The following is a 15,393-nucleotide window of genomic DNA, read 5'->3' as shown; positions in this document are numbered from 1 at the left end:
TGCTCCTCGGTTACGGTGCCTGCACCGCGCCCTCGTCGCGCCTTGGTCTGGCCCGAAATCCACTCGGCCATTCTCCCAGATAATTCTGCCGCTTGTAAAAAGCGACCGGGTCGAGGGGTGGGACGGGTTGATAGAAGGAGTTCGAGAAAGGGGCCCGCGCGCCTTTCTACCCGTTTATCCGGCAGCCTGCTATCCGGTCTTCGGGCGGGTCAGTTCGAGAATCTTGGGAGCGGCAAAGATACAATTTGAAGAATGAAATGGGTTTCCTGTATCAGCCGACTGCTGATCGGGATTTCTTCAAGTCTGCGAAGTAGAGCAGGGACGACAGCTGCCAATCGATCTTGAGCTGTGGAGGGAGATCTGGCGGAAGGAAGGCATGGTGACCTTCAGGCTGCCTTCGGCAGAGTTCCTTTTGATCTGCGGAAAAACTCAAGGGATCCATGTTGCGAACGGAAAGCCGATTTCGGTAGAATACAGGTTCGCTTTATTTAACCGAAAGCTGTTTTCAGGTAATAAGGAGGGCGTTTGTTCGCCGAAACTGGTCTTTCGGCTAAGAGTGGCTGCCTGCGTGCGGGATCCAGAGGAGGGTGGGGGTGGGGACTTGGATGTCTTTTTTGTAAGGTCGGATGGAGAGGGTTTCCAGTTCCAAGGCGGTGGGGGCGTGGGTGGTTTCCAGCTTGGCGACTTCTGCTTGGAGTTCTTTTTCGAGGGCGGCGAGTTCGTTTTCGAGGTCGTCGACTTTTTCTTTGGCGCGGCCGACGTCACTGCTTTGTTTCCAGGCACGGGTGGCGCTGCCAGCGCTGGAACGGCCTCGCCGGAGTGTGGTGCCGGTGAGTTTTTTTTGGCCGCCCAGGAGGGCTCCAAAGAGCGTCCCCACCAGACTCAAGCCCGCTTGGATCTGGCTGGAGCGGGCCTCGGCTTTTTCGCGAGCGACGCGGTCTTCGGCTGTGCGGAGGCGCTTTTCGATGGTGGCGGCTCGGGCGGCGTATTTCTTTTTAAGCGCTTTGGCCGCTGCGTCCCGGATTTCGCGAGCGCGGTGGGCGAGGCGTTGGCGGAAGTCGCCCTCGGGTTCATTGATTTCCGAGGCGGTTTTCAGGAGGGGGGAGTAGAAGAGGGTGCCGCGCTTTTCCTGGTAGATCGAGTCGGCGAAGGCTTGGGCGGCATCCCGGTAGGTGGTGGCTCGAGTGGCTTCGGCGGGCGCTTCGGCAAAGGCGGCTCCCGGGACGGGTTTTTCTCCTAGGGGGGTGGTTTCGGGAAGGGGCTCGATTTCTTCGAGGCCGCTGCTGTCGAAGAGGTGAAGTCGGCGGAGGGTTTGGCTGTGTTCTCGCCGGTGTTTGCGACTGACATAGGTGACGCGGGCTTCTTCCAGCAGGTGGGGTAGGTAGGTGATGTCTCCGGTGCCCGGGGCGAAGCGTTCTTCCACTTCGGAGGCGATGGGCGGTCGGCTGCTGGCGGGAGGGGTCTGGGCTGTTTTTTTGGGTGGGGCTGCCGGCCGAGGGGCTGGGGGGGCACTCGCTTCGAAGCGGTGGCGCACGGGGTCCATGAGTTGGCGGATTTGCTCTTTCTGAAGGGGTCCCCGGAGGTAACTCATGACCCAGCGGACCTGGAAAAGACGCGGGCCACCCGGCTCGTGCACGTTGTGGAGAAGGAAGTTTCGTTTCGGGAGACTGGCCAAGGTGGTTTCCAGTTCTTTCCGATTGAGCCCGCTGCCGCTGGCGCTGAGGAGGCCGTCGAGGACGCGTTGTTGATCGCGCTCGGTTTGGAGTCGCCCGAGAAACCAGGTGCCCATGTTGGAGAGGGCCTTGTAGTCGAGGTCGACTGGATTTTGGGTGGCCAATAAGGTGCCGAGCCCGTGGGCGCGGGCCTGTTTCAAGAGGGTCAGGAGGGGCTTTTTGCTGGGCGGGTTGGCGGTGGGCGGCAGAAAGCCGAAGACTTCGTCCATGTAGAGCATGGCCCGGAGGCTGGAGGTGCCGGGCTGCTGTCGCATCCAGCCGATCATTTCTTGGAGCACGAGGGTGGTGACAAACATGCGCTCGCTGTCGTTGAGGTGGGCGAGGCTGAGGATGGAGAGGCGAGGCTGTCCCGACGGGGCGTGGAGGAGGGTCTCGGCGTCGAGGGGCGGGCCTTGACGCCAGACTGAGAAGGAGGGGGAGGCCAGAAGCGCGTTCAAGGCGAGGACGAGTTTCAGGCGCTCGCTCGCCGGATAGAACGATTCTAGGTCGAGAACGCCGATTTTTTCGAATTCCGGTTTTTGGAGCAGGCGCAGGAGGGATTCCAAGTCGAGCGATTGGCCGCGATGCCAGGCGTGCTGCAGGGTGGTCGAGAGAAAGACGAATTCCCGGTCATGGCTTTCGGCTTTTTCTCCGATGAGCGAGAGGAGGGAGGCGACGGTCCCTTCGATGCGATCGGCGAGCGCTTCGGCATCCGCGAGCAGGGCGGCAGAGGGCGCGGTGAGCTGCCCGAGCAAGGAGAGAGGGATCCCGGCGGTGGAGCCGGGGGTGAAGACGTTGATTTCCACTTTCTCGCGAAAGGTGCGGATGCGTTCCGGTCCTTGCTCCCACTGGGCGAGACCGCTTTTCCAGAGGGTGGCTGTGTCTTTGGCCAACTCGCTGGGCGAGAGGTTTTTGCGCCGGGCTTCATCGGGGTCGACCCAGGGTTCAAAATCGGCGGGGGCCAAGTCGGGGAAGGCGAGCAGGAGGTTGGCGATGTCGCCTTTGGGATCGATGATGACGGCCGGGATGTCATCCATGGCGGCTTCTTCCAGCATGGCGATGCAGAGGCCGGTCTTGCCTGAGCCGGTCATGCCAAGGACCACTCCGTGGGTGACGAGGTCTCGGGAGTCGTAGAGAACGGTTTCCCCGTCGGGATCGCGACCCAGGTAGAAGGCGCCCAATTTTTCGTAGTTCGTCATGCGCAGTGCCCGGGCGGGGAGTCCTTTAGAGTGGGGAGGCTTCGGCGCCACACTGCCCGCGCTGGCGCAGGGCGTGATCGCAGAGGACGAGGGCCGTCATGGCTTCGACCATGGGCACGGCGCGCGGGAGCACACAGGGATCGTGGCGACCGCGTCCCTTGAGCTCGGTGTCTTGGCCTTGCTGGTCGACGGTTTCCTGGCTGGTCATGATGGTGGCGGTGGGCTTGAAGGCGACGCGGAAGTGGAGGGGCTGGCCATTGGTGATGCCGCCTTGGGTGCCGCCGGAGCGATTGCTCGCGGTGGTGACTTGATCGCCCTGCATGCGAAAGGCGTCGTTGTGCTCCCGACCCGTCAAGAGCGTGCCTGCGAAGCCGCTTCCGATTTCGAATCCTTTGGTGGCGGGCAGGGAAAGCATGGCCTTGGCGAGATCGGCATCGATTTTGTCAAAGACCGGCTCGCCCCAGCCTGGTGGCACCCCGCGGACGATGCACTCCACGACGCCGCCGATGGAGTTGCCCTCCTTGCGGGTGGCTTCGATGAGGTCGATCATCGCTTGCACGGAATCGGGGTCGCCCGTCCGCACGATATTGCTTTCGACTTCGGCGCAGGTGAGGCGCTCGGGGTCGACTTGGGCCTGGAGGTCCTTGATGGAGGCGACCCAAGCGACGATTTCCAGCCCGGAGGCGAATTGGGTGCGGAGGACTTTTTTGGCGACGGCGGCCGCGGCCACCCGGCCGATGGTTTCACGGGCCGAAGCCCGGCCACCTCCTTGCCAATTTCGAAAGCCGTATTTGGCGTCGTAGGTGTAGTCGGCGTGCGAAGGGCGATATTTCTTGGCCATTTCGGAGTAGGCCTCGGGGCGGTGATCTTGATTGCGCACCAAGATCGAGAGCGGCGTGCCGGTGGTGCGGCCTTCGAAGGTGCCGGAGAGGATTTCGCAAGCGTCCGCTTCCTGGCGGGGGGTCACGATTTTCGATTGGCCGGGTCGGCGACGGTCGAGGTCCACTTGGATCTCTTCGCGAGAGAGTTCGATGCCGGGTGGGCAGCCATCGATGAGGCATCCCACGCCGCCGCCGTGGGATTCTCCGTAGGTGTGAAGGCGGAAGGCCTGGCCAAAGGTGCTCGACATGGGACGAGGTATATAAGGGGAGAGTCGAGTCTTGGGAATACAGAATTTTTCGCGAGGGAGCAAAAACCTTGCTCGCGCCCCGGGATGCCATCGACTATTCTTCCAGCATGAAAAACAGACTTTGCCGACGCGTCGCTTCCCTTGCCTTGGGCACCCTTCTCCTCGCCTCCCTAAGCGGGTGCGGTGTCCTAGCCGGGGCGGCCGTGGGAACGGCGGCTGGCTACAAGATGAAGCAAGAGGGTTACAAGTTCCAGAGCCCCGTCACCAAGGAGTGATCACTCCTTGGTGGGCACAAAGACGAGTGCCAAGCCATTGATGCAGTAGCGCTGGTCTTTGAGGTTGCCATAGTTCTCTCCCAGGAAGAGGTGACCAAGGTGGCTCTGGCAGGTTTTGCAGCGAACTTCGGTTCGCACCATTCCGTGACTGCGGTCTTCCAGGAGTTCAATCTGGCCGCCTTCGGCAATGTCATAGAACGAGGGCCAGCCGGTGCCGGAATCAAATTTGTGAGCGGCGTCAAATACGAGCGCGCCGCAGCCCGCGCAGTGATATTGTCCCGCTCCTTGGTCCTTGGTCTGACGGTAGACCGCACCAAAGGGAGGTTCGGTGCCCGATTCGCGAAGAATGTAATATTGCTCTGGAGTGAGTTGAGCGCGCCACGCCTCTTCGGTTTTCTCCACTGGGGCTGGGGGCGTGGGCGGGGCGACTTTCAGCTCGGGCATGGTGCTGGTCCGGAGCGGATTGGCTTGCAGATTTTGCCATCCTAGGACGGCCAGGGCCACAAGTGACAACAGAAGGAGCGGTAGAAATCGTTTCATCAAACAGAGGGAGAAGGGGCGGCCAGGGTTTCTTCCAAAATTCAAACGAGGGGAGGTGGTTCCTGGCCTCGCGGGACAAAGCGAAGCGCCAAGCCATTGATGCAGTAGCGTTGGTCGGTAGGGGTCTCGAAGCCTTCGCCCGCGAAGACATGGCCGAGATGCCCTTGGCAACGTCGGCAGAGGACCTCGGTCCGCACCATGCCACCGCTGCGGTCCGCTCGGATGGTGACCGAGTCGATCTCCGCCGGGTCGTAGAAAGAGGGCCAGCCGCAGCCGGAATCAAACTTGGTTTGGGAAGCAAAGAGATGTTGCCCGCAGGCCACGCAAAAATAGTCGCCTTCGCCCTGCTTTTTTACGGTTTCGTAAATTTCACCATAAGGGCGTTCGGTGCCAGCTTTTCTGAGAATGTGGTATTGCTCGGGGGTGAGTTCTTTCTTCCATTCTTGGTCGGTTTTCATGGCTAGGCTGCAATACGTTTCAGGAAGCGGCCAACGGAGGGGCAGCGGGCAAAGGAGCAGAGGAAACGCGCCCGCGACCCTTTTTAGGCGATGCGGACGCTTCTTTTTTTATCAAGCTTGAGCAGATCACCCGGCTTCAAAGCAGGGGCGATTTTGGGATCTTCCAGTTTTTCGCCATTGAGTTGCACGCTCCCTTGTTGCACCAGGCGGCGTAGGTCGGCATTGCTCCGTTGGCTTTGGAAACCCTTGGCGTAAGCCTCGCTCACGATGGCGAGGAGGCCGGTCTCGGCTGCGGTTTGAGAGATCGTGACCTCGGGCCAAGTGGCCTCTTGGTCGTTTTGACCAAAGCGGGCTTCAAAATTGGCCCACGCAGCGCGCGCCGCTTCCTGGTCGTGGTAACGAGCGACCAACTGGCCGGCGAGCGATTTCTTGGCTTCCATGGGGTGGACGCTGTCATCCATTTCCTGACCGAGGAGCAGGAGGTAGTAGCGTCTCATGAGCTGGTCCGAGATGCTGAGGACTTTGCCAAACATCTCGTCCGGCGAGTCGGCCACCCCAATGTAGTTGCCATAGCTTTTGGACATCTTTTTGACCCCATCCGTTCCTTCCAGGAGCGGCATACAGAGCACGACCTGCTGCTCCATGCCTTGCTCTTTCTGAAGATCTCGGCCTACCAGAATGTTGAAGAGCTGGTCGGTGCCGCCGATTTCGACGTCCGCTTTCACTTCCACCGAATCCCAGCCTTGGACGATGGGATACTGAATTTCATGGAGGCGGACTTCCTGGCCTTTTTCGATGCGGTTGCGAAAATCCTCTCGTTGGAGCATCTGCTGCATGGTGACGCTGGCGTTCAGCCGGAGGACTTGTTCGTAGGTCATTTGGCGGAACCAATCACCATTGTAGACGATCTCGGTCCGGTCTCGGTCGAGAACCTTGAAGGCCTGGGCGGTGTAGGTCTCGGCATGGGCCAAGACCTCTTCGCGGGAGAGGGGAGGGCGGGTGGCGGAGCGCCCTGATGGATCGCCAATGGTGGCGGTGAAATCGCCGATGATGAGGACGGCTTGGTGGCCCCATTCCTGAAACTGACGGAGCTTTTCCAGGACAACGGTGTGGCCGAGGTGGATGTCGGGGGCGGTCGGATCCACCCCGAGTTTCACTCGAAGGGGCTGGTTTCGCGCCAACTTGTTCAGGAGCTCTTTTTCCGATATGATCTGGGCCGCGCCTTGGCAAAGGGCCTCCTTTTGTTCCTCGACCGACTTCATGAGGCCGGGAGACAAGCGCAGGGGAATGTTGATTGCAAGCCCTCCAGTCTGCTCAGAAGCCGCGGTAGTCTTGGGCGAAAGGATTTCGGCCGGCCTCCACGGCGCGGAAAAATCTGGCGGAGTGCATTCGACTGAGGTCGCGACGGGCGTTGGGATCAAGCAGGCTGGCTTCTTCACCGAGCGGAGTGGATCCCTCGCTCAGAAAGAGAGTGTTCAACCACTCCTCCTCGCTCAAGCCGCTGTCCTCCAGCTGGGCCCCGAAAAGGGATTGGCTGGCAGCGAACTCGTCTGCGGCTTCGATGGTGTCCACGTAGGCCAAGTTGGCTGAGCTGGGCGCGGCGGGGGCGGGACCGACGGCTTCCGGGTCGGAGAAAAAACCTAGAGAGGTGCTTTTTTGGCAAGCTCCCAAGAGGAGGCCGCACAGCGGGAGGAGAAGGGTGAGCTTCATAAAGCAGGGTCGGAGTCAAAGACCTGCCGTTTGTGGAGCAGATAGCCGACCGCTACCAGAGAAAACTCAATCTTTTCCGAGAAAGCGACGGATGTCTCCCAAATTCATGGAAGAGCCCCCGTAGCTGTTTTGGGTTTCCGCCATGGGGGGATCGGAATTGCGAACCGCTTCGTTCATGGAGGCGGGGGCGGGAAGGCCATTGTCAGCGAACTCGAGATCACCTTGAGAAAAGAGGTTCGGGTCGACGTCGGGGACGCCGCTGTCATACATCCGTTGGGAGAAGGTCGCACGCTCGCCCGTGAGCGGAGAGCGAGCTTTCTCCCACTGGTTGGCGGCCCCTTCGAAGCGTTTGCCGGAATCGTAAAAGCTGCCGCCGGAGAATTTTCGGTTGGCACCGGAGAAGCTGCCAGTCGCGAAATCACTCGTGGCGTAGCTGCCAGTTTGAAAGGTCCCAGCCGAGAACATTTTGTCGGCAAAAGGGGTGCTGCGCTCTGTCACAATGATGGTCTGCCCGTCCTCGTTTTGCACGTAGTCGAAGCCACCAGCATATTTGTCCCTCATGGCATCAAAGTCGCCAAAGAGGGAATTGGACGCGTCGAAGGCGCGAGACTGGTTGGGCTGGCTTGTGTCTGACTCGGATTCAGCGAGTTGCGTGCTTTGGCAGCCTGCAAAGAGCACCAAAGCGGAAGAAGCCAAGAGAAGAAGAGCGCGTGTCATGATCGGTGGGGGAAAGGGGGGATGGAGAAATTACCCGGGTAGTGGACTTTAGGAAAGCGTTAAATGACGCTCTGAGCATCTGAAAGACTTGAGGGTCTCACTGAACCAGCTTCTTGAGGCCGTTTAGGTTGCTGCGATAGTTTCCCACGAGAGTGCCATCGGTTTTGCAAACCATGACCGCAGGAATGCCGTTGACCCCGTGGGAGAACTCTTCCTCGAAGTCCTCCACCTTGCGCAGTTTCAGGTGAGGCCACGGCATCGATTTGCTGAAGGCATACTCTTCCATGGCGTCCTCGCTGCTATCCCGGGTGATCAAGACAATCTCAAAATTTTCATTTTTGTTTTCGTTATAAAACGCCACCAGATCGGGACTGAAGTCTTGGCAATAGCCACACCACGAGGCCGTGTAGAAGAAAACGTAATATTTTTTGGGCGTGGCGACCTCCCCGGCCCGTCGAAGGGATTTCCCCTGAAGAGTTTCGAGGTTTCCATCAAGGAGCTTGGAAAAGGCGGTGGTGGGGCTTTCTTCCTCAGGAGGGCTCTGGTCGGCGAAAGCGGACTTCAACTCCTGGGCGCTTTCTGGAGAAAGTTGGGTCGCCAACAGGGTGATACGGGGTCCGCCTTGGACATCAAATTCTCCTGCGATTTCTCCATTCTGTTCAAAGACTCTCACCAATTGCATGATGGCTTCGCGGCCATCTTGGGATTTCCATGTTTTGAACTCAGCGTGAACCGAAGACAGTAGAAGGAAAAACAGGAAGACGACTGAGGACATGGGGTAGGTAGGTCGTTTCGTCATGGTGGAAAAATGGGGAGGATTGGGGCCCCAAAAAGAGGTTACGGTAGGAAGGGAGAAAAATCCATCCGATTAGTGACGTTTCCCTGGGCTTGGGAGAGAAGCGATGCGGCTCACTGCTTGGGGTCTAGTGGGAATGGTTTGGAAGAGGGAGTGGCGTTGTTTGGTTCTCTCTCAAAATTGATCCAAATCACCTGTCGTTTTGAAAGGAATTCTCAAATGAGGAGCGAGATGGGGAGTAGCGTGACTCAAGGGGGCTTTCGGAGAGGTAGATCTGAGGGATTTATGTGAGATTGGAATGGATTAAGAATTCATTAAAAAAGATTTGAACCATTCAAAAATTCGTATATAAGCTCCCGTTTTTAACACCTGAACCAAATACCGAATGCCTAGAACAAAATCGCTCTCAGTCACTGAAGCCAAAATCCAGAAGTTAGAAACCGAGTTGGAAGCTCTCCGGGGCGAACGCGCTCAAATCCTTGCCGATCAACTCGCTGCTGCAGAGGCTCAACTAGATGGCCTCCGTTCTCTCGTGAAGGAAGCTGGGGGCGCCACGCCGGCACCCCGCAAGCCCGGTCGTCGCCCCGGAAAGAAGGCGGCTAAGAAAAAAGCGGCCAAGAAGAAGGGCAAGCGCACACGCGTGAACGCTGCGGAAGCGGCCAAGAGGATCGAAGCCCTCGTGACCGAAGCGGGTGCGGAAGGCATTTCGGGACGGGAAGTCGCGCTCAAGGCGGGAATCGCTTACCAATCGGCACTCAAGATTCTCAATGGCAGCAAAGGCTACAAGAGAACTGGGAAGGCCCGCACCGTGAAGTTTTTCAAGAAGTAAGGAAAGATTCTTTCTCTATGAGCAGAGAAGGCCGGGCCGCTGCCCGGCCTTTTTTGTGTCAAGCATTCAGCAGCTTGGTATAATACCAACCACCAGAATTCACTGGAAGAATGGAGGGGAGGTGTAGTGGAGAAGAGGCGCTGAAGCGCGGGGTAGGAAGAGTCGGTGTCTTTCGAGCCAGCCCTGCGTTGCTCCTCGGTTACGGTGCTCGCACCGCGCCCTCGTCGCGCCTTGGCCTGGCCCGAAATCCACGCGGCCATTCTACCAGCTAATTCTGCAGCTTGGTATTAGGCTTGAGAGGAGCTGTCTGGCGGGCTTTGGAAGCCGAAAAAAAGCCCCGACCGGAGAGCTCCGATCGGGGCTGTGGGTAATTGGCTCCGTCAGGTGCCAATCGGGAAGGGCTTACATCATGCCACCCATTCCGCCCATGCCACCCATTCCGCCGTGGTCGTGTCCGGCCGGAGCAGGCTCTTCCTTCTCAGGAAGGTCCGTAATGAGACATTCCGTGGTGAGGAGGAGGCCGCTAATGGACGCGGCGTTTTGCAGGGCGCTGCGAGTCACCTTCGTGGGATCCACGACACCGGAGGCAATGAGGTCGGTCAGTTCGCCGGTGGCGACGTTGTAACCCATATTGCCGGAGGCGTTCTTGACTTGCTCCACGATAAGGGCGCCTTCGCGACCCGCGTTGGCGGCGAGCTGACGAAGGGGCGCTTCGATGGCGCGACGCACGATGTCGGCGCCAATGGCTTCATCGCCAGAGACGTCCAAGCCATCGGTGGCTGCTTGCGCGCGAAGGAGAGCTGTGCCGCCTCCGGGGACGATGCCTTCTTCCACCGCGGCGCGGGTGGCGTGAAGGGCGTCTTCGACGCGGGCTTTCTTTTCCTTCATCTCCGTTTCGGTGGCCGCACCGACGTTGATGACGGCCACTCCGCCGGCCAGTTTGGCGAGGCGCTCTTGGAGTTTCTCGCGATCGTAGTCGCTCGTGGTTTCTTCGATCTGGCGTTTGATCTGGCTGACGCGGCCGGCGATGTCTTCGCTTGTGCCAGCGCCTTCCACGATGGTGGTGGATTCTTTGTCAATGCTGACGCGCTTGGCAGAGCCGAGGTCGTCGAGGGTGACGTTTTCCAGTTTGATGCCGAGGTCTTCTGTGATGACGCGGCCACCGGTGAGGATGGCGATGTCTTCCAACATGGCTTTGCGGCGGTCCCCGAAGCCGGGGGCTTTGACAGCGGCCACATTCAGGGTGCCACGGATCTTATTGACCACCAAGGTGGCGAGGGCTTCGCCTTCAACATCTTCCGCGATGATCAGGAAGGGGCGTCCGCTTTGGGCCACTTTTTCCAGCAGAGGAAGCATGTCCTTGAGGCTGGAGATCTTTTTCTCGTGGAGTAGGATGTAGGCGTTGTCCAAGGAAGCTTCCATGGAGGTGGTGTCGGTCACCATGTAGGGGGAGAGGTAGCCCTTGTCGAACTGCATGCCTTCGACCACGTCGAGGCTGGTTTCGATGGACTTGGCTTCTTCCACCGTGATGGTGCCGTCCTTGCCGACCTTGTCCATGGCATCAGCGATGATTTGGCCGATTTCCTCGTCCCAGTTGGCGGAGACGGTCGCCACTTGGGCGATCTCTTTGGAGTCATCCACTGCCTTGGAAATTTCGTGGAGCTTGGCCACGATGGCTTCCGAGGCTTTTAGGATACCGCGTTGGAGTGAGGTGGGGTTGGCTCCGGCCGTGACGTTGCGGAGGCCTTCCCGATAGATGGCCTCGGCCAAGACGGTGGCGGTGGTGGTGCCGTCTCCGGCGATGTCAGAGGTCTTGCTGGAGACTTCACGAATGAGCTGTGCGCCCATGTTTTCGTAGGGGTCTTCCAGTTCGATTTCTTTCGCCACTGTGACACCGTCTTTGGTGATGGTGGGGCTGCCGAATTTCTTGTCGAGAATGACGTTGCGACCGCTGGGCCCAAGCGTGCTTTTGACGGCACGGGCGAGCTTTTCCACGCCGCGCAGGAGCGCTTGGCGAGCGGACTCGTCGAATTGAAGTTGTTTAGCCATTTTGTTTGATTAGATGGGTTGGTTGCAGTGAGTGGGGTTTAGCCTTCGAGGATGCCGAGGACGTCGGATTCCGAAAGAATGAGCAATTCTTCGCCGCCGACTTTCACTTCGGTTCCTCCATATTTGGAGATGAGGACGGTATCGCCCACCTTGACGGTGAACTCGATTGCGTTGCCGTTGTCATCCTTGCCGCCGGTGCCGAGGGTGATGACCTCGGCGTGCTGTCCCTTTTCCTGAGCGGTTTCAGGGAGCACGATGCCGCCAGCGGAAATGGATTCCGCCTCGACACGCTTTACGAGCACACGGGCTCCAAGCGGTTTCACGGAGGTAGCAGTTGCTGTTGCCATGTTGTTTCTGTCTTTGTTTGGGTTGTTGGTGTGGTGCTTGTCCTTCCCCGCCACCGAGAGCGGCCGGGATCTTCAAGCAGGATGGATCAGGCCGCGCTGAGAGAGGGTCTCGGCCAGCGCGACCAAAAGGATCATTTCTTTTCGTCTTCGACGACTTCGGCCTCGACCACTTTGGGCTCCTTGCTCTCGCTGCCCGAGGGCTCGGCCTGAGGGGCGGGCCCTCCTTCGGGAGCGCCTCCACCGGCCGCGGCCGCGGCTTGCGCGAGTTCCGAGAGACTGGATTGCAGCTCATCAGTGGCAGCTTTGATTTTGGCGGCGTCGCCACTGTCGAGCACGTCCTTGACGGCTTGGACCTTGGCCTCGATGCCAGTCTTGACTTCGGCCGGCAATTTATCGCCCAGCTCCTCAAGTTGCTTCTCCACCTGATGAGCCATGGAGTCGGCGTTGTTGCGAGCTTCGACGGATTCCTTGCGCTGTTTGTCCTCTTCGGCGTGAGCCTCGGCGTCGGCCTTGGCCTTTTCGATTTCCGATTCGCTCAGGCCGCTCGACCCTTCAATAGAGATGGTGCTTTCTTTGTTGGTGTTTTTGTCTTTGGCGGAGACGTGGAGGATGCCGTTGGCATCAATATCGAAGGTCACCTCAATTTGAGGCACTCCACGGGGGGCCGGTTCAATGCCTTCCAACTTGAAGGTGCCGAGGGTCTTGTTATCGCGAGCCATGGGCCGCTCTCCTTGAAGCACCACGATTTCGACGGCCGGTTGGTTGTCCGAATAGGTGGAGAAAGTCTGCGATTTCTTGGCGGGGATGGTGGTATTGCGCTCGATCATGGCGGTGGCCACGCCCCCGGCCGTTTCGATGGCCAGGGTGAGAGGAGTGACATCAAGGAGGAGGACATCCTTGACGTCCCCTTGGAGCACGCCGCCCTGGATGGCTGCGCCGATAGCCACCACTTCGTCCGGGTTGACGCCTTTGTGCGGTTCTTTCCCGGCGATAGCCTTGGCGGTTTCGATGACTTTGGGCATGCGGGTCATGCCGCCCACGAGCACCAACTCATCGATCTCGCTACTGCTAACGCCCGCTTCCTGGAGGCAGCTTTCCACGGGGGTGCGGGTGCGATCAAAGAGGCTTTCGGTCAGTTGTTCCAACTTGGAACGAGTGAGCGATTTCTGGATGTGCTTGGGACCGGTTTGGTCAGCTGTGATGAAGGGCAAGTTGATGTCGTAGCTTTGGGCGGAGGAGAGGGACTTCTTGGCGTTTTCCGCCTCTTCTTTAATCCGCTGGAGGGCGTCCGGTTGGCCGCTCAGGTCGATACCGGAATCACTTTTGAATTCGCTGACGATCCAACGGATTATGGCGTTGTCCCAGTCATCGCCGCCTAGATGGGTGTCTCCATCAGAGGCCAGCACTTCAAAGACGCCATCTCCGATTTCGAGGACCGAGATATCGAAGGTGCCCCCGCCCAAGTCGTAGACGGCGATCTTTTCGTCAGACTTTTTATCCAGGCCATAGGCGAGGGAGGCAGCCGTCGGTTCGTTGATGATGCGTCGGACGTTCAACCCCGCGATTTCTCCGGCGGCTTTGGTGGCACTTCGCTGCGCGTCATTGAAGTAAGCGGGCACAGTGATGACGGCTTCCGTGATGGTCTCCCCGAGTTTGGACTCGGCATCCGCCTTCAATTTGGCGAGGATCATGGAGGAAATTTCCTGCGGGCTGAAGACCTTCTTCTCACCGCCGACCTCGACTTGGATATGAGCATCGCCATTGGAGGCTTCGACGATTTTGTAGGGCAATTCCTTGTCGCCAGGAGTCAGTTCCGAGAACTTGCGTCCAATGAGGCGTTTGGCGGAGAAGATGGTGTTGCTGGGGTTGGTGATGGCTTGGCGCTTGGCTGCTTTACCAACCAGGCGTTCACCACTTTTGCTGAAGGCCACCACGGAGGGTGTGGTGCGATCGCCGTCAGCGTTTTCCAGAACCATAGGCTCTCCACCATCCATGACGGACATGCAGGAGTTCGTGGTTCCTAGGTCGATTCCGAGAATTTTAGGCATAGGTTTACGAGGTTAGTGAGGAGGGGAGATAAAATTGGGAAAAGTTCTCAGGTGAAATTAGTGCAAGCTGCATTCCAATCGTGATTTCTAGTTTATAAGTCCCTGATGTAGAATGGTTTGTGAAGTTGCAGGCAAAAGTCAGTCTTGATCCTGGATTACAAATCGAGCCAAGATGACGCACTTGGCTGTGACAAAATGAGTCGCTGTGTCAGGCTGGCAGCTTGGGTGGGAGAATCCGGTTGCGTGAAAGGGGAAACCTCCTAGAATGCCGTCCCCATTCCCGGACAGGTGCCAGAGCGGTCGAATGGGCACGCCTGGAAAGCGTGTGTGCCGGAAACGGTACCGTGGGTTCGAATCCCACCCTGTCCGCCAGAAGCCAGAGCCCCACCGGGGCTCTGGCTTCTGGCGTTACAGGAGTGGGCTGAGAGCCTCTTGGGCAAGCGCCCAACCGGGTTCGAGTGCCCTCTTGCGAAGCAAGTAACCTCCAAAAGGGAACTCCGGAGGAGGAGTTCCCACAACGCACGCACCCTCGCCCGAGGCGAGGGACATCCCACCCCACCGGGGCTCTGGCTTCTGGCGATAATACCAACCTCCAAGTTGAACTGGTAGAATGGAGGGATGTGATAGTGGGGAAGAGGCGCTGAAGCGCGAGGCGAGAAGGGCCGGTGCCTTTTGGTTCAGCCCGGTGTTACTCCTCGGTTGCGGTGCTTGCACCGCGCCCTCGTCGCGCCCTGGTCTGAACCAAAATTCACTCGGCCATTCTACCAGTTCAACTCGCAGCTTGGTATAGGGAGTGGGCCGAGAGCCCCTTGGGCAAGCGTCCGACCGGGTTCGAGTGCCGTCTTGCGAAGCAAGGAACCCACGGCCAGAGCTACTTCTCCGAAGGACAGTAGGTCGCTTCCAGGAGCGCTAAGCATTCCAGCCAAAATGGTATGTTCATAGCTTCGTAGCGGATGGTATCCGGGCCGGTTTTGGTGGGGAAAAGAATGTTGCTGGGTTCTTCTACCAGTTCGTCGAAGAGGCGGGTGAGACAGTGGGCGTGGATTTCATCGCGAGCGCCGGGAAGAGGTTTGCCGGGGTGACCGTGTGCGTGGCGGCGGAGTGCACCGAGGACGAGGCGGAGGTCCTGGACTCCGAGTTCGAGGTGGAGAGGCAGAGCTGCTTGCCGGTGTTCTTCCACGAGGGCGGCCAGTCGGGCCACGACCCGCTTGGCTTCCGCTTTCCGGTCTTGGATCTCTTGCGCGGGAGGAGGTGAAGAGCAGGGCTCTTTCCCGATCTCGTAAAGGGAAGGCAAGGGCCCCCGCTTTCTCCGCTCTGCCATGAGGGAAGTCTGGGAGAGCGGGGGAGGCTGGTCAAGGGCCCGTTCGGCGGCCGGGTCTCGCCTACCCGCACCCCCGTTTATACCAACCTCCAGAATTCACTGGAAGAATGGAGGGGAGGTGGTGTGGGGAAGAGGCGCTGAAGCGCGGGGAAGGGAGAGCCGGTGTCTTTCGAGCCAGCCCAGCGTTGCTCCTCGGTTACGGTGCCTGCACCGCGCCCTCGTCGCGCCTTGGTCTGGCCCGAAATCCACTCGGCCATTCTACC

14 protein-coding genes and 1 tRNA gene are annotated in these 15,393 nt (G+C 59.0%); 3 read left to right on the top strand and 12 right to left on the bottom strand.

Annotated elements, in window-relative coordinates:
• Positions 1–550: 550 nt before the first annotated feature.
• Both AAF555_10950 and aroC read right to left on the bottom strand, forming a co-directional pair.
• The gene (locus tag AAF555_10950; GenBank protein MEM6912084.1) at positions 551–2,911 is read right to left on the bottom strand and encodes a DUF87 domain-containing protein; all 2,361 of its coding nucleotides are present in this window, start codon (positions 2,909–2,911) and stop codon (positions 551–553) included.
• 25 nt (positions 2,912–2,936) lie between these two features.
• Positions 2,937–4,040: a chorismate synthase gene (gene aroC, locus AAF555_10945; GenBank protein MEM6912083.1), complete on the bottom strand. Its 1,104-nt coding sequence runs from the start codon at positions 4,038–4,040 to the stop codon at positions 2,937–2,939.
• A 107-nt stretch (positions 4,041–4,147) separates the two neighbouring features.
• On the opposite strand from aroC, the gene AAF555_10940 reads away from it, so the two are divergent.
• Positions 4,148–4,315, top strand: coding sequence for a hypothetical protein (locus tag AAF555_10940; GenBank protein MEM6912082.1), 168 nt, complete (start codon positions 4,148–4,150; stop codon positions 4,313–4,315).
• On the opposite strand, the gene msrB (AAF555_10935) is transcribed toward AAF555_10940, so the two are convergent.
• From msrB (AAF555_10935) to AAF555_10910, 6 genes are all read right to left on the bottom strand, one after another.
• The gene (gene msrB / locus AAF555_10935; protein MEM6912081.1) at positions 4,316–4,855 is read right to left on the bottom strand and encodes a peptide-methionine (R)-S-oxide reductase MsrB; all 540 of its coding nucleotides are present in this window, start codon (positions 4,853–4,855) and stop codon (positions 4,316–4,318) included. It lies immediately after the preceding gene.
• A gap of 41 nt (positions 4,856–4,896) precedes the next feature.
• Positions 4,897–5,313, bottom strand: a complete 417-nt coding sequence (gene msrB / locus AAF555_10930) for a peptide-methionine (R)-S-oxide reductase MsrB (GenBank protein MEM6912080.1) — start codon at positions 5,311–5,313, stop codon at positions 4,897–4,899.
• Between the two features lie 83 nt (positions 5,314–5,396).
• Positions 5,397–6,575 (bottom strand): tyrosine--tRNA ligase, encoded by a 1,179-nt coding sequence (tyrS, locus tag AAF555_10925; GenBank protein ID MEM6912079.1) that lies wholly within the window; start codon positions 6,573–6,575, stop codon positions 5,397–5,399.
• 52 nt (positions 6,576–6,627) lie between these two features.
• Positions 6,628–7,023, bottom strand: a complete 396-nt coding sequence (locus AAF555_10920) for a hypothetical protein (protein ID MEM6912078.1) — start codon at positions 7,021–7,023, stop codon at positions 6,628–6,630.
• A 66-nt stretch (positions 7,024–7,089) separates the two neighbouring features.
• On the bottom strand, positions 7,090–7,740 hold the full coding sequence (locus tag AAF555_10915; GenBank protein MEM6912077.1) for a hypothetical protein: 651 nt from the start codon (positions 7,738–7,740) through the stop codon (positions 7,090–7,092).
• A 97-nt stretch (positions 7,741–7,837) separates the two neighbouring features.
• Positions 7,838–8,539 (bottom strand): thioredoxin-like domain-containing protein, encoded by a 702-nt coding sequence (locus AAF555_10910; GenBank protein ID MEM6912076.1) that lies wholly within the window; start codon positions 8,537–8,539, stop codon positions 7,838–7,840.
• A gap of 382 nt (positions 8,540–8,921) precedes the next feature.
• Between AAF555_10910 and AAF555_10905 the strand changes: the two genes are divergently transcribed.
• A complete protein-coding gene (locus AAF555_10905; GenBank protein ID MEM6912075.1) occupies positions 8,922–9,365 on the top strand; it encodes a hypothetical protein in 444 nt (147 codons plus the stop codon).
• Positions 9,366–9,767: 402 nt separating this feature from the next.
• Here AAF555_10905 and groL read toward each other — a convergent pair whose 3' ends face one another.
• From groL to dnaK, 3 genes are all read right to left on the bottom strand, one after another.
• Positions 9,768–11,414, bottom strand: a complete 1,647-nt coding sequence (groL, locus tag AAF555_10900; protein MEM6912074.1) for a chaperonin GroEL — start codon at positions 11,412–11,414, stop codon at positions 9,768–9,770.
• A gap of 38 nt (positions 11,415–11,452) precedes the next feature.
• Positions 11,453–11,761: a co-chaperone GroES gene (locus AAF555_10895; GenBank protein MEM6912073.1), complete on the bottom strand. Its 309-nt coding sequence runs from the start codon at positions 11,759–11,761 to the stop codon at positions 11,453–11,455.
• A gap of 131 nt (positions 11,762–11,892) precedes the next feature.
• Positions 11,893–13,809, bottom strand: coding sequence for a molecular chaperone DnaK (gene dnaK / locus AAF555_10890; GenBank protein MEM6912072.1), 1,917 nt, complete (start codon positions 13,807–13,809; stop codon positions 11,893–11,895).
• A gap of 282 nt (positions 13,810–14,091) precedes the next feature.
• Between dnaK and AAF555_10885 the strand changes: the two genes are divergently transcribed.
• Positions 14,092–14,181: transfer RNA gene (locus AAF555_10885), tRNA-Ser, on the top strand.
• Positions 14,182–14,680: 499 nt separating this feature from the next.
• On the opposite strand, the gene AAF555_10880 is transcribed toward AAF555_10885, so the two are convergent.
• Positions 14,681–15,130 carry a hypothetical protein gene (locus AAF555_10880; GenBank protein ID MEM6912071.1) on the bottom strand — a complete coding sequence of 150 codons (450 nt, stop codon included), beginning with the start codon at positions 15,128–15,130 and terminating at the stop codon, positions 14,681–14,683.
• Positions 15,131–15,393: the final 263 nt, after the last annotated feature.

Source organism: Verrucomicrobiota bacterium, assembly GCA_039027815.1.
Taxonomy (GTDB): Bacteria; Verrucomicrobiota; Verrucomicrobiia; order Verrucomicrobiales; family JBCCJK01; genus JBCCJK01.
The sequence above is the reverse complement of the archived record's forward strand: the minus strand, read 5'-3'. Positions and strand labels throughout refer to the sequence as shown.